Source organism: Starkeya sp. ORNL1 (genome assembly GCF_012971745.1).
In the GTDB taxonomy this organism is placed as follows: domain Bacteria; phylum Pseudomonadota; class Alphaproteobacteria; order Rhizobiales; family Xanthobacteraceae; genus Ancylobacter.
In genome coordinates, this window is record NZ_CP048834.1 from 5,606,280 (window position 1) to 5,631,879 (window position 25,600).

The 25,600-nt window shown below is 64.2% G+C and carries 22 protein-coding genes; 18 read left to right on the top strand and 4 right to left on the bottom strand.

Features of this window, described 5'->3' with window-relative positions:
- The 3 genes from G3545_RS26325 to G3545_RS26335 are packed head-to-tail and all read left to right on the top strand — an operon-like array spanning position 1 to position 4,592.
- The gene (locus G3545_RS26325; protein WP_170017231.1) at positions 1–2,955 is read left to right on the top strand and encodes a formate dehydrogenase subunit alpha; all 2,955 of its coding nucleotides are present in this window, start codon (positions 1–3) and stop codon (positions 2,953–2,955) included.
- Positions 2,956–2,964: 9 nt separating this feature from the next.
- Complete coding sequence (fdh3B, locus tag G3545_RS26330) at positions 2,965–3,567, top strand: formate dehydrogenase FDH3 subunit beta (protein WP_170017233.1); 603 nt, start codon at positions 2,965–2,967, stop codon at positions 3,565–3,567.
- A gap of 8 nt (positions 3,568–3,575) precedes the next feature.
- Positions 3,576–4,592 carry a formate dehydrogenase subunit gamma gene (locus G3545_RS26335; RefSeq protein WP_246702572.1) on the top strand — a complete coding sequence of 339 codons (1,017 nt, stop codon included), beginning with the start codon at positions 3,576–3,578 and terminating at the stop codon, positions 4,590–4,592.
- A gap of 4 nt (positions 4,593–4,596) precedes the next feature.
- Here G3545_RS26335 and G3545_RS26340 read toward each other — a convergent pair whose 3' ends face one another.
- Positions 4,597–6,633, bottom strand: a complete 2,037-nt coding sequence (locus G3545_RS26340; RefSeq protein ID WP_170017235.1) for a 4Fe-4S binding protein — start codon at positions 6,631–6,633, stop codon at positions 4,597–4,599.
- A gap of 215 nt (positions 6,634–6,848) precedes the next feature.
- Between G3545_RS26340 and G3545_RS26345 the strand changes: the two genes are divergently transcribed.
- From G3545_RS26345 to G3545_RS29955, 6 genes are all read left to right on the top strand, one after another.
- Positions 6,849–7,388, top strand: coding sequence for a DUF6505 family protein (locus G3545_RS26345; protein ID WP_170017237.1), 540 nt, complete (start codon positions 6,849–6,851; stop codon positions 7,386–7,388).
- A complete protein-coding gene (locus G3545_RS26350) occupies positions 7,385–8,398 on the top strand; it encodes a DUF6352 family protein (protein WP_170017239.1) in 1,014 nt (337 codons plus the stop codon). Before G3545_RS26345 ends, G3545_RS26350 begins: the two co-directional genes overlap by 4 nt.
- On the top strand, positions 8,395–8,892 hold the full coding sequence (locus G3545_RS26355; protein ID WP_170017241.1) for a DUF3305 domain-containing protein: 498 nt from the start codon (positions 8,395–8,397) through the stop codon (positions 8,890–8,892). The genes G3545_RS26350 and G3545_RS26355 overlap by 4 nt, the downstream gene beginning before the upstream one ends.
- Entirely contained in the window at positions 8,889–9,551 is a 663-nt protein-coding gene (locus tag G3545_RS26360) for a DUF3306 domain-containing protein (protein ID WP_170017243.1), read from the top strand. The genes G3545_RS26355 and G3545_RS26360 overlap by 4 nt, the downstream gene beginning before the upstream one ends.
- Positions 9,548–10,141, top strand: a complete 594-nt coding sequence (locus G3545_RS26365) for a molecular chaperone TorD family protein (protein ID WP_246702573.1) — start codon at positions 9,548–9,550, stop codon at positions 10,139–10,141. The genes G3545_RS26360 and G3545_RS26365 overlap by 4 nt, the downstream gene beginning before the upstream one ends.
- Positions 10,142–10,240: 99 nt before the next feature.
- Positions 10,241–10,366, top strand: coding sequence for a hypothetical protein (locus tag G3545_RS29955; RefSeq protein ID WP_281411692.1), 126 nt, complete (start codon positions 10,241–10,243; stop codon positions 10,364–10,366).
- Between the two features lie 28 nt (positions 10,367–10,394).
- Here the strand turns inward: G3545_RS29955 and G3545_RS26370 are convergent, their stop codons facing one another.
- Positions 10,395–10,679 (bottom strand): hypothetical protein, encoded by a 285-nt coding sequence (locus G3545_RS26370; RefSeq protein ID WP_170017245.1) that lies wholly within the window; start codon positions 10,677–10,679, stop codon positions 10,395–10,397.
- A gap of 392 nt (positions 10,680–11,071) precedes the next feature.
- On the opposite strand from G3545_RS26370, the gene G3545_RS26375 reads away from it, so the two are divergent.
- From G3545_RS26375 to G3545_RS26395, 5 genes are all read left to right on the top strand, one after another.
- Positions 11,072–12,166 (top strand): molybdopterin-binding protein, encoded by a 1,095-nt coding sequence (locus tag G3545_RS26375; RefSeq protein WP_170017247.1) that lies wholly within the window; start codon positions 11,072–11,074, stop codon positions 12,164–12,166.
- Between the two features lie 35 nt (positions 12,167–12,201).
- Positions 12,202–14,163 (top strand): molybdopterin biosynthesis protein, encoded by a 1,962-nt coding sequence (locus tag G3545_RS26380; protein ID WP_170017249.1) that lies wholly within the window; start codon positions 12,202–12,204, stop codon positions 14,161–14,163.
- Positions 14,164–14,421: 258 nt separating this feature from the next.
- On the top strand, positions 14,422–15,207 hold the full coding sequence (locus G3545_RS26385; protein ID WP_170017251.1) for an SDR family oxidoreductase: 786 nt from the start codon (positions 14,422–14,424) through the stop codon (positions 15,205–15,207).
- Positions 15,208–15,215: 8 nt separating this feature from the next.
- On the top strand, positions 15,216–15,926 hold the full coding sequence (locus G3545_RS26390; RefSeq protein WP_170017253.1) for a ribonuclease activity regulator RraA: 711 nt from the start codon (positions 15,216–15,218) through the stop codon (positions 15,924–15,926).
- 247 nt (positions 15,927–16,173) lie between these two features.
- Positions 16,174–16,983: an NAD(P)-dependent oxidoreductase gene (locus G3545_RS26395; protein ID WP_170017255.1), complete on the top strand. Its 810-nt coding sequence runs from the start codon at positions 16,174–16,176 to the stop codon at positions 16,981–16,983.
- Here the strand turns inward: G3545_RS26395 and G3545_RS26400 are convergent.
- Positions 16,962–18,098: an aminotransferase class V-fold PLP-dependent enzyme gene (locus G3545_RS26400; protein WP_170017257.1), complete on the bottom strand. Its 1,137-nt coding sequence runs from the start codon at positions 18,096–18,098 to the stop codon at positions 16,962–16,964. The genes G3545_RS26395 and G3545_RS26400 overlap by 22 nt on opposite strands.
- A gap of 100 nt (positions 18,099–18,198) precedes the next feature.
- On the opposite strand from G3545_RS26400, the gene G3545_RS26405 reads away from it, so the two are divergent.
- From G3545_RS26405 to G3545_RS26415, 3 genes are all read left to right on the top strand, one after another.
- On the top strand, positions 18,199–19,497 hold the full coding sequence (locus G3545_RS26405) for an amino acid deaminase (protein ID WP_170017259.1): 1,299 nt from the start codon (positions 18,199–18,201) through the stop codon (positions 19,495–19,497).
- 35 nt (positions 19,498–19,532) lie between these two features.
- Positions 19,533–20,003 (top strand): RidA family protein, encoded by a 471-nt coding sequence (locus G3545_RS26410; protein ID WP_170017261.1) that lies wholly within the window; start codon positions 19,533–19,535, stop codon positions 20,001–20,003.
- Positions 20,004–20,075: 72 nt separating this feature from the next.
- Positions 20,076–22,328, top strand: coding sequence for an FAD-dependent oxidoreductase (locus tag G3545_RS26415; protein WP_170017263.1), 2,253 nt, complete (start codon positions 20,076–20,078; stop codon positions 22,326–22,328).
- Positions 22,329–22,598: 270 nt separating this feature from the next.
- On the opposite strand, the gene G3545_RS26420 is transcribed toward G3545_RS26415, so the two are convergent.
- Positions 22,599–23,315, bottom strand: coding sequence for a ribonuclease activity regulator RraA (locus G3545_RS26420; protein WP_170017265.1), 717 nt, complete (start codon positions 23,313–23,315; stop codon positions 22,599–22,601).
- A 303-nt stretch (positions 23,316–23,618) separates the two neighbouring features.
- Here G3545_RS26420 and G3545_RS26425 point away from each other — a divergent pair, with 303 nt between their 5' ends.
- Complete coding sequence (locus tag G3545_RS26425; protein WP_170017267.1) at positions 23,619–25,598, top strand: ABC transporter substrate-binding protein; 1,980 nt, start codon at positions 23,619–23,621, stop codon at positions 25,596–25,598.
- Positions 25,599–25,600 lie beyond the last annotated feature (2 nt).

Consider the following 25,600-nt stretch of genomic DNA (forward strand, 5'->3'; position numbering starts at 1 on the left):
ATGTTGATCAGGACTTCGGACCGGCGTCGGCCCCGTGCGGCGATTGCGCCGGAATCGACCGCTGCGCCCGTTGGCGGAACCGATCGACGCACATTCCTGAAGCGATCGGGGCTGGCCGCGGGCGGTCTTGCCGTTCTGGGCAATCTGCCGCTTGGCGCGGTGCGCAAGGCTGAAGCCGGTCCCCCGCCGCCGGTCGGCGCAAAGGTAATTACGCGAAAGAATATTTGTACGCATTGTTCCGTCGGCTGCTCGGTAATCGCCGAGGTCGCCAACGATGTCTGGATCGGTCAGGAACCGGACTATGACAGCCCAATCAACCGCGGCTCGCATTGCTGCAAAGGGGCGGCTGTGCGCGACGACGTCCTCAGCCAGCGTCGTCTGCGCTATCCGGTCAAGCTGGTCGACGGCAAATGGGTGCGGCTGACCTGGGAGCAGGCGGTCGATGAAATCGGTGACAAGCTGCTGGAGATCCGCGAGAAGTCGGGCCCGGACTCGGTCTACTGGCTTGGCTCGGCCAAGTTCACCAACGAGGCAGCTTACCTCAATCGCAAGCTGGCGGCACTCTGGGGCACCAACAACTCGGACCATCAGGCGCGAATTTGTCATTCCACCACGGTCACCGGAGTAGCCAATACCTGGGGCTACGGGGCCATGACCAACAGCTACAACGACATCCGCAATGCCAAGACCATACTGGTGATGGGGGGCAACCCGGCGGAAGCGCATCCTGTCTCGTTGCAGCACATCCTTGAGGGCAAGGAGCTGAACCGCGCCAACATGATCGTGGTCGATCCGCGCATGACGCGGACCGCGGCGCACGCCACCGAGTATGTTCGTGTGCGGCCGGGCACCCATATCGCGACCATCTACGGCATGCTCTGGCACATTTTCGAAAACGGCTGGGAAGACAAGGAATTCATCAGCCAGCGGGTCTACGGCATCGATGAAATCCGCTCCCAGGTGAAGAAGTGGAATCCGGCCGAATGCGAGCGTGTCACGGGCCTGCCGGAAGCGCAGGTCCGGAACATTGCGGAAGTGTTCGCCAAGCAGAAGCCGGCGACGCTGATCTGGGCCATGGGACAGACCCAGTTCACCACCGGCACCGCGAATGTCCGCGCAAGCTGCATCCTGCTGCTGGCCACTGGCAACGTCGGCCATGCCGGCGCCGGCGCCAACATTTTCCGCGGCCATACCAATGTGCAGGGCGCCACTGATCTCGGCCTCGATGTCATAACGCTGCCGCTCTACTACGGTCTGTCGGAAGAAGCGTGGCGCCATTGGGGGCGCGTCTGGGAGATTGACTACGACTGGCTGAGGTCGCGCTTTGCCAACAAGGCGTTGATGGAAGGCCCGGGTATTCCGAGCACACGCTGGTTTGATGCCACGCTATTGCCTAAGGATCAGGTCAGCCAGCCTGATACGCTGCAGGCGATGTTCATCATGGGGCACGGCGTCAACACCATCACCCGCATGCCGGAAGCGGTGCGCGGCATCGAAAAGCTTGAAATGCTGGTGGTGTGCGATCCCTATCCGACCGAATGGTCGGTGCTGTCTGAGCGCAAGAACGGCACCTACCTGCTGCCGGCTTGCACCAGCTTCGAGATGGATGGCTCGCGCACTGCGTCGAACCGCTCGATCCAGTGGGGCGAACAGATCGTCAAGCCGGTATTCGAATCCAAGAACGACTACGACACCATGTACATGTTCGCGAAGAAATTTGGCTTCGCCGACAAGATGTTCAAGAACATCAAGGTCGAGAACGGCGCCGTGCTGGCAGAAGACATCCTACGCGAGATTAACCGCGGCGGCTGGTCGACCGGCTATTGCGGGCAATCGCCGGAGCGTCTCAAGGCGCATATGAAGAACCAGCACAAGTTCGACCTCGTCACGATGATGGCGCCGAAGGATGACCCCGAGGTCGGGGGCGAATATTACGGTCTGCCTTGGCCGTGCTGGGGGACGCCCGAGTTCAAGCATCCGGGCACGCCCATCCTCTACAACACCAATCTTCCAGTGAAGGAAGGTGGTGCCACCTTCCGCGCCCGCTTCGGCGTGGAGCGCGTGGTCAAGCGCAAGGTGATGGAGAACGGCCAGGAAGTCGAAAAGGAGGAGCACGACAATCTTCTCGCGGAAGGGTCGTACTCGGTCGGCTCCGAAATCAAGGACGGCTATCCGGAATTCACCCTGGGCGTTCTGAAGAAGCTTGGCTGGGACAAGGATCTGACGGCGTCCGAATTGGCCGTCATTCAAGGTATCAACACGGCCAATCCCGATACCGTGTCGTGGGCGCTGGATTTGTCAGGCGGCATTCAGCGCGTCGCAATCGAACACGGCTGCTCGCCTTACGGCAATGGCAAGGCTCGTATGATTGCGTGGAATTTGCCTGACCCGATTCCTGTCCACCGCGAGCCAATCTATACGCCGCGGCCGGATCTCGTGGCTGACTATCCGACGTTGCCGGACGCTCGGCAGTTCCGCGTACCCAATATCGGCTTCACGGTCCAGAAGGCGGCAGTCGACGGCGGCACCGTAAAGCAGTTTCCGTTGATCCTGAGTTCCGGCCGGCTGGTCGAGTATGAGGGTGGCGGGGAGGAAACGCGATCCAACAAGTGGCTTGCTGAGCTCAAGCAGGACATGTTCGTCGAGATCAATCCGGCGGATGCCGCCGAACGCGGGGTCGTTGATGGCGGATGGGTCTGGGTGACGGGCGCGGAAAGCGGCTCGAAGACGCGGATGAAGGCGGTTGTGACCGAGCGCGTCGGCAAGGGCGTCGCATGGATGCCATATCATTTCGCCGGCTGGTACGAGGGCACCGATCTGCGCGACAAATACCCGAAGGGCGCGGACCCGTTCGTGCTCGGCGAAAGCGTCAACACGATCACCACTTACGGCTTCGATCCTGCGACAGGCATGCAGGAGCCCAAGGCCACTCTATGCCAGATAAGAGCAGCGTAGGAACTGACTATGGCTCGCATGAAGTTTCTCTGCGACGCGGACCGCTGCATCGACTGCAACGCCTGCGCCACCGCATGCAAGAACGAGAACGAAGTGCCATGGGGCATCAACCGCCGTCGCGTCGTCACCATCAATGACGGCAAGCCAGGCGAACGCTCGGTCTCGATGGCCTGCATGCACTGCACCGATGCGCCATGCGCGTCGGTCTGCCCGGTGGAATGCATCTATCCGACCGAGGACGGGATCGTATTGCATTCCAAGGATGTCTGCATCGGCTGCGGCTATTGCTTCTATGCCTGTCCGTTCGGAGCCCCGCAGTACCCGAAGGTCGGCAACTTCGGCTCGCGCGGCAAGATGGACAAATGCACCTATTGTGCCGGCGGCGGCGGCACCGAGGTGTCGGGGAGCGCCGAGGAATACGCGAAGTACGGCTCGAACCGGTTCGGCGAAGGCAAGCTGCCACTCTGCGCGGAGATGTGCTCCACGAAGTCGCTGCTGGCCGGCGACGGTGACATCATTGCGCAGATCTACAAGGAGCGCGTGTTGAAGCGCGGCTATGGTTCAGGTGCCTGGGGCTGGATGACGGCTTACCACGAGGGCATCGAGGTTTGAGAGACGGGATGACGATCATGGCAAGATCGCTTCTGGCGTCGCTGCGCGGCATGTTGGTTACGCTGGCGCTGCTGACCGTTGCCTTGTCTGGGTCGGCATTCGCGGAAAAGTTCAATCCGGATGGTTCGCCCAATCCTGACGCCAGCCACGTCAGCGAACAGGAGGTGCTCAAGCAGTTTCCGCGCGCCGAGGGGCGCATCGACATTCCCGATACGAAGGCCGCGGTGTTGATCCAGCCCATGGGGCGGACCTGGGATTACTTTCATGAGGTACTGCTGCATTGGGGCGCGGCCATCGTCATCCTGGGCACCATTGCGGTTCTGGCGCTGGCCTATCTGCTGATGGGGCGGTTGAGAATCGAGGGCGGGAGGTCTGGGCTCAAGATCGTGCGCTTCAAGGCGATCGAGCGTTTCTCACACTGGCTTACAGCGGTGTCGTTCGTAGTGCTTGGCATCACCGGGCTGAATATCACCTTTGGCAAGCTGCTGCTGTTGCCGCTGATCGGTCCGCAGGCGTTTTCCGACGTGTCGCAGATCGCCAAGTACGTGCACAATTTCGTCAGCTTCGCCTTTGTGGTCGGGCTCGTCCTGATTGCTGTAATCTTCATCAAGGATAATGTACCGGCAAAGGTAGACATCGAGTGGGTCAAGAAAGGCGGCGGCTTCATTAAATCGAGACATGCGCCCGCCGGAAGGTTCAATCTGGGCGAAAAGGCCGTCTTTTGGCTGTCGCTTGGGGCCGGCATCGTCGTATCTGTCTCGGGCTATTTTTTACTGTTCCCATTCGCTCTTACCAATATTGCGGGCATGCAGGTCGCGCAGGTGGTGCATGCCGTTGTCGCCGTGATGTTCGTCGCATTGATCCTGGCGCACATCTATATCGGCACGCTCGGGATGGAAGGCGCGTTCGAGGCGATGGGATCGGGCGAGGTCGACCTGAACTGGGCGAAAGAGCATCACGACCAGTGGCTGGCGCAAAAGCTTGAAAAGGAACCGATCCGGTCCGCGCCCACTCCGGCGGAATAGGCGCTCAGTTCGAATCCTTGTCCGGCTTTGCGATGCCCTCGCGCTCACGCAGATAGTCGTCCGTGGTGCGGATGGACGGCTTATTTGCGTAGGGATCGAACCCTTCACTGGCAACGAATGCGACGCGGCAGTCCTCGCACATCTTGATGACGTCGATCCGCCGCGATGATCCGCTGTACATCCAGTGTTTGCCTTCCAGCTTGGCGATAACGCGGTCGATCGTGCTTTTCACGCCAAACGGCTTGCCGCAACTGATGCAGCAAAACGGCTCTTCCTTCTTCAGGATCCTTGCGGGGGCGGTGACCGCACGAAAGTCGATCTGCGGCTTCAACGTGATGACGTCTTCCGGACATGTCGCCTGGCACAGGCCGCACTGCACGCAAACGTCCTCGACAAACCGGAGCATCGGGCGTTCGGGGTCGTCGCGCAACGCGCCGGTCGGACAGGCCGAGACACAAGACAGGCACAGTGTGCAGCCGCCGACGTCGACCTCGATGGCGCCGAATGGCGCACCGGTCGGCAACGCAATGACATCGACCGGCGCTGGCGCCGCGCGCTGCAACTCGCCCATTGCAACGCGCAGCACGCCGCGCTTTGCGCCAACCGGCCGAAAGCTTGCAGGGCGCGGCGCGATCGGCAATTCGGGAATTGCACGCAGCGTCGCAATCAGCACATCGGGGTCATCGGTTTCGATCGTCGCGATCCGGCTGCCGCCGAAGCCAAGTCCGGTCAGGATGGAATCTGCCAGAGCTATTGTGCGCGTCAGTCCGGAAAGGTCATGCCGCGGTCGCGCGCGCAGCAGGAAGCGTGTCGCCGCAGCACCGTACGCCATGGCCGCGGCAATGCTCTCCAACCCGACTTGGGTGATCTCGTTGACTGCGACCGGCAGGACGTTGGCCGGCAGCCCGTCGCCGAAGCGGGCCAGCGCATCGATCAGCGGCGCGCCGTGCGGCTCGTCGTGAAACAACAAAATCGCCTGTTCGCCTCCGGCCTCGCGATAGGTCAGCAGCAGCGCGCGCAGCTTGCGCATCAAGGCGTCTTCGGGCGGAACCGCGTAAGAGGCGGCGCCGGTCGGGCAGGCAGCGGCGCATTGGCCGCAGCCGGCGCAGCTATTCGGATCGATCGCCACGTGATCGCCAGCCGGCGCTATCGCGCCGGCCGGGCAAAGATCGAGGCAGCGCGTGCAGCCAACGATCTGCGAGCGCGAATGCGCGCACAGCGAAGCGTCGAAGGTGATATAGCGCGGCTTCTCGAAGGTACCGATCAGATCGCGGGCCTTCAGCACAGCTTCCAGCACCGCTGTCGGATTGCCGGGGTCGGCGCGCAGATACCCGTCGCGCAGGTCAGCCGCCGGAAATAGTGCGTTGCCGCCGGACAGATCGAGCACGACATCGCAGTTCGACCGCGCGCCGTTGCGCACCGGCCCGAACTTCAGCACGTCACGGGACGATGGCAGGGACTGCGCAAAGCTGTCGACGGTAATCTCGAAGGTGCCGAGATGGCCTCTTGCGGTGCGCACCTTGCCCTGCGCAATCGGGAAGCTCGTCGTCGCACCGGGAATGATATGGGCACCAGGCGCAACCAGCACGGTGACGTCGAGGTGATCCTTGAGCAGCTTGCCGGCATCCACCGCGGCTTGGTCGCGGCCATAGATCAGGATGACGCCGCCGCTTTCAAGCTTGATGGAGGCGACATCGGGCATCGGCTCGGCGGCAGCCACAAGCAGCGCAGCCATTTTGGGACTTGCGCTGGCGGCATCGTTGGACCAGCCCGCGGTCTCGCGGATATTGGCGAATTTGATGGCATTGGCCCGCGCCGTCTCCGATGACACGTCCAAGAACAAGGCAGCTTCCTGCGTACACCCGACTGTCAGCGCTCTATCCGCTGCGGCGATCACGCGAAAGCGGTCCATTTCACGGCCGCAAAGGTTTCGCGCCGTCAGAATCTCGCTGCCTTTGCAACCACGTCCGACCGCATCCGCGTCGAGTGGTACTGTGTCCTCACAGGAGCAAATCAGGATTTGTTCGGAAGGAGATGTCATGAAGCCGAATTGCTCCGCAAACCGGGCTGCACGGGCCGACGCCAATTGGTCGAAAACCTGATTACACTATATGCTCAGCATTCGACAAATACAGAGCGCGATATCCGAATGCGAATGCCTGCACCTGCCGATATTTGGCGATGTATCACGAGAAATTTATAATCTCACGCGCGGCTTTGGCCTCGGCCTGGATCGCGAAACGACAGGAGGCGCACGTGAAGCTACTGCGCACCATCCGGCTGGATATTTCGGACACATTCGTGTTCGAACAGGCGGCCGAGCCTGGCGAGTGGGCGGTCTCCGGCGCTTTCATGTTCGCGCGACATAACATCACTGAACTGCAAGGTAAGGCGCGTACCGCATTTCGTGCCGGCTTTCTCGGCGTGGGATCGTTCGGCCATTCGTCGTTGGCACAAGTGGTAGAGGCCAGCGCGCAGGATCGCCATGAACTGGTTGGATCGCTCGCGTCCCAGCTCATTGCCCGCTGCGGCGCGCCCGATCTCACCACCGCCATGCCCGCGGCGGAAGAGGAGGTCGCCTTCGTTGAATCGCTGTGCGAGCATCCCGATGGATTGCTGATCGCGGTCTCGCGCAGCTGCGAAGAAACTGGGATTCGCGAAGTGTTTCGCACGCTGCGTCCGCGCGCCGATACCGATGGCCATCGACCGTTCCAGTTCGTCGAGGTGATCGGCGATGATGAGGCGCCCGAGGAACATTTCGACCTCACAACGCTGGAGCGCGGGGACCGGACGTGAGTACGCGGCGTGATTTCTGGCTCTCCAGCGGCCACCATTTGCTGGACCGCAATGCCGAGGGGCGACTCGTGGTCACCGAAGAATTCCTGAAGGCTTATCTGGCGCGGCCGGAGCTGGTACCGCCGCCGGAAGCCTGCGACGCCGAACGCGGATTGCATCAGATGCTGCTTCGGAATCCGCGAGCGGCAATTACGGTATTGCAGATTGCCGATATCGCCGACGCCGATGCACGTGAAAACTGGGAGATGATGATTGCCTGGCGCGATCATCTGGTCCGGCACGACACGATCGAGGCCGCCTATCTCAATCTTGTCCGTCATAACGTGGTGTATCCGCGCATCTTCATCGACCAACTGGTTCATCTGATCCTGCGCAACTTGCTGGATGATTGCGACGACGCTTTCGTACTGCGCGCGAGCGAGCTATTTTTTCGTCCGCAAAAGGTTCGGTTGGATGGGGGACAACTGACCGTCAGCGATGACGAGAACACGCCGTGCTTCAACCCTCATGCAGCGTCACCGCTGTATTCGCTGCTTGGAATGCCAGCCGAGTCGGGAAATGAGACGCTCTGCGCCAGCAATGCTGATAGCTACTGGGATCGCAGTGACCTGTTCGACTTTGCGCTTGATCTGCGCGGCGGCGAGCCGGGCGCCGCGGCGTTCATCTTGGTGTTGACCCGGTGGATTTCCCATTTGCTGGCGATCGACACCGTGATTGATCCGCTGACGGAACTGCGCGAGGCACCGCTGTCCTGGTATGTCGGCCTCGATGCCGAGGCTACCCGGATCGGCGATTTGCTGTGGCGCTCCGGTAGCATCGATGACGCCGCGCGCGCGCGTCTGATCGCGCTTTACCGCCTGATATTCGTCCATCCAGCAGATATGATCGAGTCAGTCAGGGGCGAGCCGGTCTATGTCCTGATGGCCGTCGACGAAGATGGACTGCTGCAGATGAAGCCGCACAACATCATCAACGGATTGCCGATCCGTAGCGCGGAGTTGGTCAAATGAGATCGACCGCATTGTTGGTAATTCCCGTCGGCGTCGTGGTTGAACGTCGCGCGGCAAGGAGCAAGTGGGCAGACTATCTGTGGCGCCCGGTATCAGTCCTGATCGGAACGCCCGCTGCTATGCCGGGGACGCCGATTGAAACCACTACCGGTGCGACGTTGTTTTATGCCGGTGAGACCGCGATCGAACTGCATCGCACCGAAACTGTCTATTACCGCGACAATATCAACTCCGACGCACCGATGCTGTGGGTCGTGCTGCAGCCGGTGCTTTCCGAGTTTCCGTACCGCGTGCTGTCTGTCACTGCTGATCCCGGCGAGGGAGAGGCCTTTACGGATGGTGGTGACAATATCGTGGAGGCGCTGCCGATGCCCGCGGATGTGCTCGAGACGGTCCGCCAATTCATCGCCGAATATCACGTCGAGCGGCCGTTCAAGAAACGACGCCGGACGCCTTCGGATGCGCTCGGTCCGGAAACGGATGTCGGCAAATGAGCCGCACCGAGAACTTCTTCAGCCGCTGGTCGCGACTGAAGAGCGAACCGGAGGTCGGGCCAGGGGCGGTGGAGACCTCTGGTGTCGAAGCGCCTCCCGCGATAGGCGATGATGAAGGCGCCTCTCGGGAAACACTCGTCGATTCCCAGCCTGTCGACGAGCCTGACCCGGCTTTCGATCCGGCCAGCCTGCCGCCGATCGAGTCGATCGAGATCGGCACCGATATTCGCGGCTTCCTGCAACCGCATGTTCCGCCGGAATTGACGCGGGCGGCGCTGAGACGAGCCTGGGCAAGGGATCCATCGATCCGGGATTTCATCGGCATTGCCGAAAATCAGTGGAATTTCAACGATCCGAGTTCAATCTTTGGCTTCGGTCCGCTGCGTGCCACCGATAATTTGCCGGCGCTGCTGGCGCAGGCACTCGGAAGACCCGAAGACATCGCGGAAAGGGTAATTGCGGCGTCGGACGCTGCTCCGGAGGCAAATCCTGTTGAAGGCTCTGCGGTTCGCCGAGAGCCGCCGCCAGTGGCTGAAGCCGTGACCAACACAGAGGCAGACGGATCTCCCGGCGCTGTCGCATTGGAAGACAGCCAGGTCTCGGTCGGGGAGGGGATGTCGCGCCGGCGGCGGCCGCAGGGCGGAGCACTGCCGAGGTGAACACTGATCTAGACCCCACCATCGACGATCTCGATCACGCACGCGCGCAGGAATATGCGCTGCTGGCAACATTGCTCATGCGCAATCCCGACGCGGCCGTATTGGAACGCCTGGCCTTGCTGCGTGGTAACGACAGTCCGCTCGGGCTTGCCCATGCGGCGCTCGGCGCTGCCGCGGCCAGTGCCAACGCTGAGACGGTACGGCGGGAGTATTTCGATCTTTTCGCTGGCCTCGGCGAAAACGGGCTAATGCCTTACGCGTCGTTTTATCTGGCTGGCTCGCTATATGGCCGACCTCTGGAACGGCTGCGGGAAACGCTGCGGGAGCTGGCAATCGAGAAGACCTCGCAATCCGAACCTGAGGATCACGCCGCGATCGTGTGCGAGATCATGGCCGGATTGATCGGCGGGAACATAGCAGCGCCGGCCGGCGCCGACCGCGAATTCTTCAAGGCGCATGTGGTGCCGTGGTTCAGGTCGTTCTTCGTCGATCTGGAAAAGTCTAACGCGACAGCGTTCTACGTGCATGTCGGCACGCTTGGCCGCGTCTTCATCGATATCGAAACCGAGGCATTTAGCTTAGAAGGTTGATGCGGCACAAAGCGGAATATTGGCGAGACATCGACAAATGATCATATTGCGAATAGACCATACAATGCTCTCGAGCAGAGACAAAAATTGGAGGCTTTGATGCGGGCGTTCATCGCGGCCTGTCTAGTTGCCGTCCTGATTGCAGTTACCGGTGGCGTGGTGCTCGACCAATTTGTCCAGAAATCAGCCGCTGACGCCTTTGCTGAGCCAAGTGTGCGCCTCTGACATCAGCCGGGCGTGAGAGGCCGGTAAATTATTTTGTATCCACGATTGTCTTTGACGATCCCTCGGGCGCCGCTTGCATGCCAGGCGCGGACTGTCCCTGCGGGCTTCCCGCTGGCGCGCCGCCGTTTTCGGTACTGATCGGACCGGTCCAGCCCTGCGGCTGCAATTGTCCCTTGTTGCTTTCGGGCAGCACGGTCCTCCCGGTACTGTGCTGCGAGTCCCCCGGCTTCTTGTCATTGGAATTTGTCCCGGTTTGCGCGGATGCGGCAAACACCGAGGCAAATGTCGAAAGGAGGACGATGGCGATACGCATGGTGGCACTCCTTGATAAATGGAGAAGCCTTGGGGGTCACGCTTGGTTCCTCCTCCCGGTGCGAACGATGGCCGTCGCGTTGGAGTGGATTAAAGCCGACGATACGAGGTCAGAGGTTGCGGTTGCGCGGTCGACCCCGATGTCACGATGCGTCCAGCCATCTTGCTCTGGAAAGTGAGCGGACAAGACGACTTTCGCGACGCGCCAGCTGTTGAGGGCATCCGCACGATCAAGCGTGGGGTACAGCCTCGCGGTGCGATGGTCAGTCGAGCCGTATGATCGCTAATGCGGCTGATGGCGGCTTAGCTTGTCTATGCCGGACAACGGACCTAGTTTCGACGACAATCCGAAGCTGGTTGTGGTCGCTTGGCGTCGCCTCTGGAGACTGCTTCATGACGCAGCGCCTGCCACTGTCGCTGACGTCCCTCGATGTGGCGCGGCAGATGCTGTGCGGTGGTTTGCAGCCGGTGGCACCGCGGGATGTTTTGCTGGCAGATGCACTAGGATGCGTGGCCGCCGAGATGGCGGCGACAGAACCATTTCCGCCGCGCGATATCGCTACCCTCGACGGCTGGGCCTTTGCCGCGCGCGATCTGGTCGGCGCGTCGTCTTATGCGCCGCTGGCGATGGCCGCCGCACCCTGCTGGGTCGAGGCCGGCGATGCGATGCCTCAAGATTGCGATTGCGTGGTTGACGCCGATGTCGTCGATGCGTTCGGTCCGCTGGTGCAGGTAACGGCAGAAGCCATTCCGGGGCAGGGTGTTCGTCGCGCGGGTAGCGATATCGCCGGGGGCGGCGCGCTTGTCGCCGCGGGACATCCGATCCGCAGCCTCGACCTCGTGCGGGCGAGGGGGGCAGGATACACATCGATATCGGTGCGGCGACCGAGCCTGCGGCTGATCGACATGCCGACGACGAAGAAGCGCGATCTTACCGTGCACCTTATCGCCGAGCTGGCGCAGGCCGCCGGCACCATGGTCACGCGCGGCGATACCGCATCACTGCGGGGCGACGCCAGCGATCTGCTTATCACCATTGGCGGCACCGGCGTCGGCCGCGGCGACGCTACCGTCCTCGCGCTGGCGCAATCCGGCGTGGTGTTGGCTCATGGCATCGCACTACAGCCCGGCCGGACCACTGCCATCGGCATCAACGAGAACATCCCCGTCATTGCATTGCCTGGAGCACCGGATCAGGCGCTGGCGGCGTGGTGGACGCTGGCACTGCCTATGGTGGATCACCTCGCCTTGCGGGTATCGCGACCAATGGTGACGCTACCGCTCGCGCGAAAGATCGCATCGGGCGTCGGTGTTGCCGAAATTGCACTGCTCAGGCAAACCAATGCGACATGGATGCCGCTTGCGGTTGGCGATCTTTCGCTGGACGCAATCGCTTCGGCCGATGCCTGGTGCGCCATTCCGGCAGGCAGCGAGGGTTTTGCGGCGGGAGCGGTCGTCGATGCCTATCTTCTGAAGTCCTGCGACTGAAGACCTGCGACTGAAGACCCACCTGTGAGTTCACGATGCCGAATGACACGGTTGCGAAGCCTCGTGAGGGCGTTGATCAGGACCAGTTTCTGAACATCCTGTCGCGCGAGGACGCCATTGAGCGGTTTGAGGCGGCGCTGTTTCCGCGCGACGTCCCGAGTGAGCGGAAGTCGCTCGCCGACTCCCTGGGCCGCGCGCTGGCTGCTGACATCGTCGCGCCGATCGACGTGCCGCCGTTCGATCGCTCGAACGTTGACGGCTTTGCGGTGCGCTCCGCCGATCTTGCAAGTGCCGGCGAAAGCGCGCCGGCGCGCATATCGCTCAATGACGAGGTGATTGCCTGCGGCAAAGCACCGGTTCAGCCGGTTCTCACGGGCACGGCGACGTCGATTGCCACCGGAGGGCCGGTCCCGCGCGGCGCCGATGCCATCGTCATGGTCGAGCACACCCAGCCGCTTGGCGCCGATGCGATCGAGATTCGCCGCGCCGCGTCCCCCGGCCAGTTCGTGTCTTATGCCGGATCCGACATCGCGCGCGGCGAGACGCTGCTGCGCGGCGGCACCATGATCGGATCGCGAGAGATCGGCATGCTCGCCGCCTGCGGCATCGCCGATGTGTCGGTGGTGCGGCGTCCGCGGGTCGCGGTGATGTCGACCGGTGATGAACTGGTGCAGCCCGGTCAGACGCTGCGGCCCGGCGCGATCTACGACACCAACGGCGCCATCGTCACCGCCGCCGTGATCGAGAACGGCGGCGATCCGATCTTCGTTGGCGCCATCGCGGATGACGAGAAAATCCTGGAAGCCGCCATGCGCGAGGCGTTGGCGGATTGCGACATGCTGGTGCTGTCCGGTGGCACCTCGAAGGGGGCGGGCGACGTCTCGCACCGGATCATCGCGCGGCTAGGCTTGCCCGGCATCATTGCCCATGGCGTGGCGCTGAAGCCCGGCAAGCCGCTGTGCCTGGCGGTGTGCGACGGCAAAATCGTCGTGATCCTCCCGGGCTTTCCGACCTCGGCGATGTTCACCTTCCACGACATCATTGTCCCCCTTCTGCGACGCCTCGCCGGGCTGCCGCCGCGCGCCGAGGCGCAGGTCTCGGCGAAGATCCCGGTGCGGATCGCGTCGGAGCTCGGCCGTACCGAATTCGTGATGGTGTCGCTGGTCGCTGCAGACGGCGGCCTGATAGCCTATCCAAGCGGCAAGGGATCGGGCGCGATCACATCCTTTGCTCAGGCCGACGGGTTCTTGCGAATCGATGCGCTGGCCGACCAGATGCCGGCAGGCACCGAGACCGCGGTGACGCTGTTCACGCCGCATGTCCGCGTACCGGATCTGGTGATCATCGGCAGCCATTGCACCGGACTTGATCTGGTCACTGCGCCGCTGGCGCGCGCCGGCCTCTCGGTGCGCTCGATTTCGGTCGGGAGCCTCGGCGGCATCGCGGCAGCGAAGCGTGGCGAGTGCGACCTGGCGCCGATTCATTTGTTCGACGAAAAGACCGGGCGCTACAACACGCCGTTCCTCGCCGAAGGTCTCGAACTGGTGCCTGGCTGGCGCCGCATGCAGGGGATCGTGTTTCGTGTGGACGATCCGCGCTTCGAGGGCTTGAATGCGCAGGACGCGGTACATGCGGCACTGGCCGACCCCGCCTGCATCATGGTCAACCGCAACCAGGGTGCCGGCACCCGCATCCTGATCGATCGCCTTCTCGGGTCGGCGCGGCCGAATGGCTATTGGAATCAGCCGAAGTCGCATAACGCCGTAGCCGCCGCCGTCGGCCAGCATCGCGCCGACTGGGGTATGACCACCGCGCCAGTGGCGCGTGCCTCCGGGCTTGGCTTCATTCCGCTGGCGGAAGAACACTACGATTTCGCGGTAGTGACATCACGAAAGCAGCGACCGGCAGTGCAAGCATTCCTCGCTGCATTGGTATCCCCCGAGAGCCACGCCGCGCTCGCAGGGGCCGGCTTCCGGCCGGCGACGACAGAGAGTTGAGCACGGTCCACCAAAAGCATGACCAGTCGTCGGATAACCGAGCTATGCCATGAGGAAGCTCTCGAGGAAGCGCGTGTCCATATACATTTTATATCATTAGAAAATAGCATCGTTGATATTTCCAATCTTCCGCGCCGAAGCCAGACTGCCGGAAGGAAATGCGTATGGCTTCGCGGCGGTGCTCCCGGGCGTCCGCACCGCCGCTCGCACATTGTGGCGGCTCCGCCGCCACACAAACCGGCACATGGAGATGCCCTAGTGGACCTCGGACTTCAGCAGAAGACCGCACTCGTGTTCGGTGCTGGCGGCGGGCTCGGCGGCGCTATCGCGAAGGCGCTGGCAGCGGAAGGCGCGGCGGTGATCGTCGCCGACATCAATCTCGACGCCGCCAAGGCGACTGCCGCCGCGATCGCCGGTGCCGGCGGCCACTCCCGGCCCATCGGCTGGGATCTGGCGGATCTGTCGGTGATCGAGGCGAACATCGCCGGCATCGAGGCTGATTTCGGCGGCGTGGACGTGCTCGTCAACAACACCGGCGGGCCACCCCCGACGCCGGCCGCCGGGCAGGATCCAGCCCTTTGGCTGAGCAGCTTCCAGTCGATGGTGCTCTCGGTCATCGCGATCACGGACCGCGTGCTGCCGAGCATGCGCGCGCGCAAATGGGGCCGGGTCATCACCTCGACCTCGTCCGGCGTTGTCGCGCCGATCGCCAATCTCGGCATCTCCAACGCGCTCAGGCTATCGCTGGTGGGCTGGTCGAAGACGCTGGCGCGTGAAGTCGGTCGCGACGGTGTGACCTGCAACATCGTGCTTCCCGGCCGCATCGCCACCCCACGCATCAGCTTCCTCGACGAGCGCAAGGCCGAGCGCGAGGGCCGCAGCGTCGCCGACGTCGCCGCCGAGAGCACCGGCTCCATCCCGGTCGGCCGCTACGGCGATCCGCAGGAATATGGCGACGTTGTCGCATTCCTCGCCAGCGCGCGCGCGTCCTACATCACCGGTTCGGTCATCCGCATCGATGGCGGCCTTATCCAGAGCATCTGAGGAAACCAATGGCACTCGAACAAAGCGTCGTCGACACGCTCAAGGCAATCTCCACGGCGACGATCACCACTGTCCTGCTGAAGAAGGGGCTGCGCAATGTCTGGCTCCGCGGCACCAAGCCGCTCGCGCCCGGCCAACCGCGCCTCGTCGGCCCGGCTTTCACGTTGCGCTTCGTTCCCGCCCGAGAGGATCTCGCCACGCCCGCAAGCTGGGCCTCGCCGATCTCCACGCGCGCCGCGATCGAGGCGATGCCGGCCGGCTGTATCGCCGTTGTAGACGCCATGGGCGTCACCGACGCCGGCATTTTCGGCGACATATTGTGCGCCCGCATGCTGAAGCGCGGCGTCGTCGCGCTGATCACCGACGGCGTGGTCCGTGACGTTGCCGGCGTGCTCGGCACCGGCCTTCCGGTCTGGTGCAACGGTGTCGCAGCCCCTCCTTCGGTCGCCGGGCTCACCTTCGTCGCCTGGCAGCAGCCGATTGCCTGCGGCGGCGTCGCGGTGTTCCCGGACGACGTCATCGTGGTCGATGACGACGGCGCGGTGCTGATACCCGCCGCGCTGTTGCCCGAGGTCCTGGCCGAAGCACCGGAGCAGGAGCGGACTGAGGCCTGGATCATGAACGAGGTTGGCCGCGATGTGCCGCTGCCCGGCCTCTATCCGATGAATGCGGATACCAAGGCCCGCTATGAGGCGGCGAAGAAGGACGGCACTGCCTGACGCACGATGCGTCCGCCAAGGGCGCCTACGTCGTCGCCGCGACGCCCTTCCATCCGGACGGGCGCCTCGACACCCTGTCGGTCGACCGGCTACCGATTTCCAGGTCGGAGCCGGGAAACCTCATTGAGAGCGCCCGTCGCGGCACATATTGCCGAGGGCATTGTATAGCGGAGACAGTCTTATAAAATCGTCTTACAAGTTGTCGATTCCGCCGGAGATGCCTCCGGTTTGCTGAAGGGCTCCGCGAATGGCGAATGACCGTCCTACCTTGTTCACCGGCGCGGGCGGCATTCTCGGCAAGTGGCTGCGGCCTAGGCTGATCGAGACATACGGCGCGCTGCGCTCGACCGACATCGTCGATTTTGGGCCGGCTTTGCCCGGCGAGGAAATCGTCATCGCCGATCTCGCGGACGCCGCGGCGGTGGACCGTCTGGTGGAGGGCGCCGGGCGCATCATCCATTTCGGCGGCATCTCCTACGAGACCAGCTTCGACCGCATCCTGTCGTCCAACATTCTCGGCACCTACAATGTGTACGAGGCGGCGCGTCGCTTCGGGGCAGGGCCCATCGTCTATGCCAGCTCGAACCACGCCATCGGCTTCTACACGCGCGACGACCGGCTGGACGCCAATGTGCGCACCCGGCCGGACTCGCTCTATGGCGTGTCCAAGGCATTCGGCGAGGATCTGGCGAGCCTCTACTACGACAAATACGGCGTGGAGAGCGCGTGCCTGCGCATCGGCACCGCGCGGCTGGATCCGATCGACCCCCGCCATCTCTCCACCTGGCACAGCTATGAGGACCTGCTGCGCCTGATCGAGGCGTGCTTCGCCGCGCCCCATCTCGGCTGCACCATCCTTTACGGCGTGTCGAACAATGACCGCTCCTGGTGGAGCAATGCGGCGGCGCCGAATGTGGATTACCGCCCGCAGGACAATGCCGAGAGCTTCAAGGATGCGCTCATCCCGGACGGCGACACGCGCGACATGGAAGATCCCGCGGTGAAGTACCAGGGCGGGCCGTTCATCACCCCCGGCTATGTGCCGCGCAAGGCCTGAAGCGCGCCCGCCGCATCGCGGATGCGGGTGGCCAGCAAGGCGAGGCTGTCGGCGTCCAGCCGGCGGACGTCGACCTGCAACAGGCCGCGATCGGCGAGCAGGTCGCGCACGATGATGCGCGGCGTGCCGTTGGCGATGGCGCGGGCCAAGGCGTGGGCATTGCCGCCCGCCAGCGCCGGCGAGACCTCGAGGATCACCCGGTGGAACGGGTTGCCGGTCTCGTCGGGCACGATGGATGCGCCGATGCCGGGCAGGCCCTGCAACAGCGCGACCAGCCTTTCCGCACGCTCCAGCACCGCCGCCTGCACCGCTGCCTCGTCGCGGCGGCTCCAGCGTTGCATGGCGGCGATGGCGCCGATGACCGCCTCCTTGCCGGCCTTCATCGGGCGGCCGACGCCGTGGCGCTGGATGACGCAGGCGCGCACCAGATCGGCGCGCCCGGCGATGATGCCGGCGGTCGGGCCGCCCATGGCCTTCTGCCCGCTGAACAGCACCAGGTCGGCGCCGGCAGCGATGATGCCGGGCCAGTCATATTCGGCGGCGGCATCGACAATCACCGGCACGCCGGCGGCATGCGCCTCATGGATGAAATCCTTGAGCGCGATCATGCCGCTCTGCGCGGTGTGGTGGGAGACCACATAGAGCGCCGCCGCCGTGGCGGGACTGAGCGCGGCGCGCAGCTGGTATGGGGCGGCATCGAAGGCGGCGCCGATCTCGACCGGGCGGGCGCCGCTCAGCCTTATGTCGCCAGTGATCAGCGAGCCGTAGTTGACGACATGGCCCTTCTGCAGAACGATCTCGTTGCGCAGGCCCTGGGTGTCCGGCAGCCGCTCGGCGCGGCTGGCATCGTCGCCGGTCATGACCGCCGCCGCGGCGATGACGATGCTGGCCGAAGTGCAATTGGTGACGTAGCCGGCCTCAGCGCCGGTGACCCCGGCGATCACCCGGCTGGCGAGCGCCTGCAATTCGGCCATGTCGACGGAAACCGCCAATATGGCGGCGATCTCACTGATGATGTCGGCATGGACCGGGCTGGCGCCGAACACGGTTTCCGTGCCTGAGGCGTTCAGCAGCGGCGTGAGGCCATGGCGCGCGAGCAGATCGTCCCCGGACACAGCGCTTTCTCCATCATCACGCTGGGCGTCTTGAGCTTCTTGCACGAAGCTGTCTGATAAGTTTACAATTGTCCAGTCACAGCGGGCATGGGGAGCGCGGATGTCGGCGATCGATCTGAGCGGGATCGAGGGCAGCCTTGTCGATGGCCGCACCAAGGGTCTTCCACCCGGCGCCGGGCCGTTGGCGCTGTCCGCGGTGGGCGGGCAGGGCTGGAACGTGCTGCGGGAAGATCTTCCCTTGCCGCTCGCCGTGCTGAAGCGCTCGGCGCTGGAGCGCAACAGCGCCTATATGCGCGGCTTCCTCGCCATGGCCGGCGCTAGCATCGCGCCGCACGGCAAGACCACCATGTCGCCGCAACTGTTCGCCCGGCAGATCGCCGACGGCGCCTTCGCCATCACGCTCGCCACCGTGCAGCAGATCCGGGTGGCGCGCGAGTACGGCTTCGATCGCATCCTGCTCGCCAACCAGGTCACCGGGGCGCAGGCCGCGCGCTATATGGCCGAGGAGGTGGCGCGCGATCCCGACTTCCAGTTCTGGTCGTTCGTCGACTCGGTGGCCGGCGTCGAGCGCCTCGCCGCGGCGGTGAAGGCGGCCGGCGGCGGGCGCCCGCTCCGCGTCATACTGGAAGGCGGCTTTCCCGGCGGGCGCACCGGCTGCCGCACGCTGGACGACGCGATGGAGGTCATGGCGGCGATCATCGCCGCCGCGCCCTATATCGAACTCAGCGGCGTCGGCGGCTATGAGGGGCTGCTGGCGGGCAAGGACGCGGCCGCGAGGGTCGATGGCTTCCTCGATTTCCTCGTCGAGATCGCGCTGGCCTGCGAGCAGCGCGGCGCCTTCGCGCCCGGCCCGATCCTGCTGACCGCCGGCGGATCGAGCTTTTACGACCTCGTCGCCGCCCGCTTCAAGGCGGCCGGCCTGTCGCGTACGTTCCAGGTGGTCATTCGCAGCGGCTGCTACCTCACCCATGATTCCGGCACCTATGAGGACCGCTTCCTCGATCTGCGCCAGCGCATGCCGGGGATCGACGGGCTGGACGTGCGCCCGGTCCACGCGCTCGAAGTTTGGGCCTATGTGCAGTCGCGCCCGGAGGCCGAGAAGGCCATCCTCGCCATGGGCAAGCGCGACGTGTCCTATGACTCGCGCATGCCGGAGCCGCTGTACTGGCACCGCCCGGGCCGCGCCGGGCCGCCGCTGCCGATCCCCGAGCGCCATGCCGTCGCCGGCCTCAACGACCAGCATTGCCATCTGGTGCTGCCGGCCGACAGCCCGCTCCAGGTCGGCGACATGGTGGCGTTCGGCATCTCGCATCCCTGTACCACTTTCGACAAATGGCAGGTCATCCCGGTGGTCGATGACGATTATGCCGTGGTGGACGCCATCCGCACCTTCTTCTGAGCCGACACTTCTTCCGAGCCGACGGGGATCCGGGCATGAGCATGACGTTCGACGAGAAGCTGGCCGCCCTCGGCGCCGAGGTGCCCAATGCCACCGTGCCCGGCGCCAATTACGTTCCGGCGGTCGTGGTCGGCAACATCGTCTTCCTCGCCGGCCAGGTGCCGCGCCGCGACGACCGGCTGATGTGCGTCGGTCGCCTCGGCGAGAACCTCACGGTGGAGGAGGGCTATGCCGCCGCGCGGCTGTGCGCGCTCAATCTGGTGGTGCAGCTGCAGGCCGCCTGCGGCGGTTCGCTCTCCCGCGTGAAGCGCATCGCCAAGCTGACCGGCTTCGTCAATGCGACGGCGGATTTCACCGATATGCCGAAGGTCATCAACGGCGCGTCCGACCTGTTCATCGAGATCTTCGGCGAGGCCGGGCGGCATGCGCGCAGCGCGGTCGGCGCGCCGACCCTGCCGCGCGGCGTCGGCGTCGAGGTGGAAGCCATCGCCGAAATAGAACCCTGAGCGGCGTCTCGCGCAGGGGGGAGCCTGCGCGGGTTCGCATCTGCCGGAATTCGAGACACGGGAAAGCCAGCCATGAACGCGCCGTTCGTCAGTTCTGAGGACACCCGCTCGGATCCCGCCGCGCCGCGCAACACACAGCGCGATCCCCGCTACGACATCCTGTTCGAGCCGGTCCGCATCGGCCCGAAGACCATGAAGAACCGCTTCTACCAGGTGCCGCAATGCACTGGCATCGGCCATGTGCGGCCGGGCTCCAATGCCGCGCATCGCGCGGTGAAGGCCGAGGGCGGCTGGGGTGGGCTCTGCACCGAATCCTGCTCGATCCACCCCGAGGTCAACCAGACGAGCTCGACCAATGCGACGATCTGGGACGAGGGCGATGTCATCAACCACCGCCACATGGTGGACGAGGTGCACAAATGGGGTGCGCTCGCCGCCGTGGAGCTCGGCGCCGGCGGCGTGAAGGACAATCTGTTCACCCGCTATGTCGCGCCGGCCTTCGACCGCTTTCCCTCCGGCGGCATCCCCAAGGTCTACACCTATCCCGCGGCGGAAGAGGACATCGACCGCGTCATGCAGATGTATGAGGACGCGGCGCGGCGCTCTCGCGATGCCGGCTTCGACATTCTCTATGTCCATGGCGCGGCGGGTGTGTTCCCGGTCCATGCGCTGTCGCGCCACTACAACCGGCGCACCGATAAATATGGCGGCTCGTTCGAGAACCGCGCCCGCTTCTGGGTCGAGGCGCTGGAGCGCCTGAAGAAGGTGGCGGGCGACGATTGCGCGGTGGCGACCCGCATCTCCATCGACGACCTTGCCGGCCCGTGGGGGCTGGAACTGCGCGACGAGGGGTTGGCCTTCGTCGAGTACATCACCAAGCTCGGCCTCGTCGACATGTGGGACGTCATCATCGGCGGCTCGGGCGAGGACATGTGGGGCGAGGATTCCGGCCCCTCGCGCTTCTACAAGTCCAACCACCAGGCGCCGTGGAATTCGGCGGTCAAGGCCATCGCCAATGTGCCGGTGGTTGGCGTCGGCCGCTTTACCGATCCCGACGAGATGGCGCGCATCGTGCGCACCGGCCAGCTCGACATCATCGGCTGCGCCCGCCCGTCGATCGCGGATCCGTGGCTGCCCCGCAAGATCGACGAAGGCCGGGTGGACGATATCTGCGAGTGCATCGGCTGCAATGCCTGCATCTCCCGCTACAATATGAGCAACGCCATCATCTGCACCCAGAACCCGACCGCGCTGGAGGAATACCGGCGTGGCTGGCATCCCGAGCGCTTCGAGGCTACGCCGCATGCCAAGACCGTGCTGGTGGTCGGCGCCGGGCCTTCCGGCCTCGAATGCGCCCGCGTGCTCGGCCGCCGCGGCTACGATGTGCATCTGTGCGAGGCCAGGGACACCCTTGGCGGCCACATGCAGGACGTGGTGAAGCTGCCGGGCCTCGCCGAATGGGCGCGCGTGGTGCATTACCGCGAGAGCCAGATCCAGCGCATGGCCAACGTCACGCTGATGCGCGGCACCGGGCTGGTGACGGCGGACGACATACTGGAATACGGCGCCTCGCGCGTGGTGCTGGCGAACGGCGCCTCCTGGGTCGGCAACGGGCTTGGCGCCAGCGGGCCGGACCCGGTGCCGGGCGTCGATGCAAGGCTCGATCACTTCGTCACGCCGGAACAATACTTCGCCGGCAAGCCGATCGGCGACCGCGTGGTGGTGATGGATTCCGACGGCTACTTCATGGCCATCGGCATCGCCGAGGCGCTGGTGGACCAGGGCAAGCACGTCACCCTCGTCACCCATTACGAGACGGTGGCGCCGATGACCGAGCGCACGCTTGAGGGCTACAACATCCGCCGCATGATGCGCGAGAAGGGCATCCATGAGCGGGTCGGCCATTGGGTCGAGGAGGTGCGCGGCGGCCCCGGCGCGGTCGAGGTCGTGCTTTATGACCGCTATCGCGACGGCTATCGCCGCACCACGCAGCCTGAGACCGGCGTGTATCCGCGCCGGGTCGGCGACGCGGTCGAGGTGCTGGCCTGCGACACCGTCGTGCTGTGCACGGCGCGCGAGTCGAAGCGCGAGCTTTACGACGCTTTGGTCGCGCGCAAGGAGCGCTGGGCGGATGTCGGCCTGGAAGTGGTGGTGCGCTCCGGCGATTGCCTCGCCCCGCGCTATCTGGCCGATGCCATTTTCGACGGCCACCGCATCGCCCGCGAATTCGAGAGCGTCAATCCCGAGCGCCCGCGCGCTATCATCCGCGAGCGCATGATCTGGGGCGTCGAGACCATCCCGAAGCTGGGCGATCACGTACTGTGAGGTGACCGGCTCGCCCGGCTCTCGCACCGCTGACAGGCTGATCTGAAACGCGGCGGCGAGACCCTCCCCCTCATCCTGAGAGCTTGACCCAAGATTGGACCTATCCGTTGAAGGAGCCACCGTTCCACCCTCATCCCCGGACTTGATCCGGGGATCCAGACTTGGGAGCGGGTGCATGCGGATGGGCTGGATCCCCGGATCAAGTCCGGGGATGAGGCCAATTGGAGTTTGCGGTCAGGCTCCGACGGGGAAGACGGCTCAGGCGACCCGTCAGCGCCCCTGCCGCCACGCCTTGAACCGCTCGATGCTCTCGGCATTCGCGGGGTAGAGGCCGAAGATGGACTCGCCGGCCATCACCCGCTCGGTGACGAAATCCTCCATCAGCGACTGCTCATGGCCGTCGCGCGCGACCTGGTCGGCGAGATGGCGGGGAATGACGACGACGCCCTCGCGGTCGCCCACGATGATGTCGCCGGGATAGACCGGGACTTCGCCGCAGCCGATCGGCACATTGATGTCGACGGCGTGATGCCGGGTGATGTTGCTGGGCGCCGCGGGGCCCGCGCAATACACCGGAAAATCCAGCTCGGCGATGGTCGGGGAATCGCGCAGGCCGCCATCGGTGACGACGCCCGCCGCGCCGCGCACCATCATGCGGGTGACGAGGATGCTGCCGGCGCCGGCGGCGCGATTGTCCTGCCGGCAGTCGATCACCATCACATGGCCCGGCGGCACCGTCTCCACCGCCTTGCGCTGCGGGTGGTTGCGATCCTCGAACACGGCGGAGACGTCGATATCCTCGCGCGAGGGGATGTAGCGCAGCGTGAAGGCCTCGCCGACCATGGAGGGCCCGCCGGTGGTGAGCCGCCGCACCCCCTGCATGAAAGTATTGCGCAGGCCGCGCGCCATGAGTTGCGAGGTCAATGTCGCGGTGCTGAGCTGTGCCAGCAGGCTGCGCGTCTCGTCGGAAAGAGGTGCGGTGCTCATGAACGCCTTCCAAATCTGGCGGGATAGGTCGCGTAACTCGTCTTACATCCTGACGGAGAGCGGCATTGTCGCCGTTTCCGCCGGTCCCGGTCGAGGAAGGTGAATGCTTGCTTGGCGATAGGCAAGAGGTTTTACCGCGCCTCGGCGCGCCGGCTTCCGGCGCCGGGAAGATCAGGCGCTTAATACCTGCCTGACAAGTTTATGAATTATTGACAGGTCCGGTACGTCATGCAAGCCTTCGAACCAAGGCTGAAGTAACGGTGGGAATTTCCCAATTCGACTGGTTGAACAGCGGAGGTTGTCATGGCGGTGCGTGATCGTAGTCCCCGAACAACTGGTGCTGGAGGGCTATGGCGGGTCAGCCGAACGGCGCTGCGGCCGAGCGTGGTCGCGCTGTGCGCCGCATGGCTGAGCCTCGGCGCCGCAAGCGCCGCCGACTACAAGGAAGCCCCGATGCTCGGCGAGTTGGTCAAGGCCGGCAAGCTGCCGAAAGTGTCCGACCGTCTGCCGGACAGCCCGCGCGTCGTCACGCCGTTCGAGAAGGTCGGCAAATATGGCGGTACCTGGCGTTCCGGCATGGTGGGCGGCTCCGACCGCAACTGGCTGTTCCGCATCGCGGGCTACGAGCCGCTGCTGGCCTGGGACCGCGAGTGGAGCGGCAAGGTCATCCCCAATCTCGCGGAAAGCGTCAGCAGCAACGACACCGCGACCGTCTTCACCATCAAGCTGCGCAAGGGCCTGAAATGGTCGGACGGCAAGCCGTTCGACAGCGATGACATCGGCTTCTTCATCAACGACATCGCCGGCAACAAGGAATTGCTGCCGAATGCGGTCGACTGGGTGGTGGCGGGCGGCGAGCTCGCCAAGTTCGCCAAGGTCGACGACACCACCTTCACCCTGACCTTCAAGGAACCCTACGGCCTGTTCCCGCAGAAGCTCGCCAGCGTCTATGGCGTGCAGATGGCGATGATGGCCAAGCATTACTGCTCGCAGTTCCACCCGGCCTACAACAAGGCCGGCCTCGACGCCCTGATCAAGGCCGCGGGCGTGCAGAGCTGGACCGAGCTGTTCATCAAGAAGTGCGCTGTCGACACCGAAGCCAATGAGCGCTGGCAGAACCCCGACCGCCCGACTATGGAGCCCTGGGTCATCAAGGACCCCTATGTCAGCGGCGCCCAGCTCGTGACGCTCGTGCGCAACCCTTATTACTTCAAGGTGGATACCGAGGGTAACCAGCTTCCCTACATCAACGACCTGCGCATCTCGGTCAATGCCGATAAGCAGACGCTGGTGCTGAAGGTGGTGAATGGCGAGATCGACTATCAGGATCGCCACATCAACGCCAATTCCAACCGCGCGGTGTTCACCGATGCGGCGGAAAAGGCCAAGATCAAGATCACCGACGGCCCGAATGCCGACATGAACACCACGATCATCTCGCTGAACCTGACCCACAAGGATCCGGTCAAGCGCGAGATCTTCAACAACAAGGATTTCCGCATCGGCCTCAGCTACGCGATCGACCGCAAGGCGATCATCGATGCGGCCTTTGTCGGGCAGGGCGATCCCTGGCAGGCGGCACCGCGCAAGGAGTCGCCCTTCTATAATGAGCGCCTCGCCACGCAGTACACCGAGTACAGCGTCGAAAAGGCCAATGCCGCGCTCGACAAGGCCTATCCGAAGAAAGACAGCGGCGGCTTCCGGCTCGGCCCGGACGGCAAGCGCATCAGCTTCAACATCATGGTGATGCCGGCGCTGGGCGACTTCCTCGATTCCACCCAGCTCGCCGCGCAATACTGGCAGGCGGTCGGCATCGACGCCAAGGTCCAGACCGTGGATCGCACCCTGTTCTACGATCGCAAGGACAATAACGACCAGGACGCCGCGGTCTTCCTCGGCAGCGGCGGCATGGTCGACGCGCTGTTCGAGCCGACCTTCTACTTCCCGTTCTGGAACGAATCCCTGTTCGCGGTGCCATGGGGCAACTGGTTCGCCTCCGGCGGCAAGTCCGGCGAAGAGCCGCCGGCCATCGTCAAGAAGCAGATGGATCTCTACCGCCAGATCACCCGCTACGCCGATCCGGTGAAGCAGAACGAGCTGATGCAGCAATTGCTGGAGATCTCGGCCGACCAATTCTATGCCATCGGCATCTCTTCGCCCGGTCCGCTCTACTCGGTGTCGAAGACCAACCTGCACAACGTCTATCCCCGCCCGTTCGCCTGGACCTATCCGACCCCGGTGGCGAGCGGCACCGAGACCTATTACTTCGATCCCGCGAAGTAGCG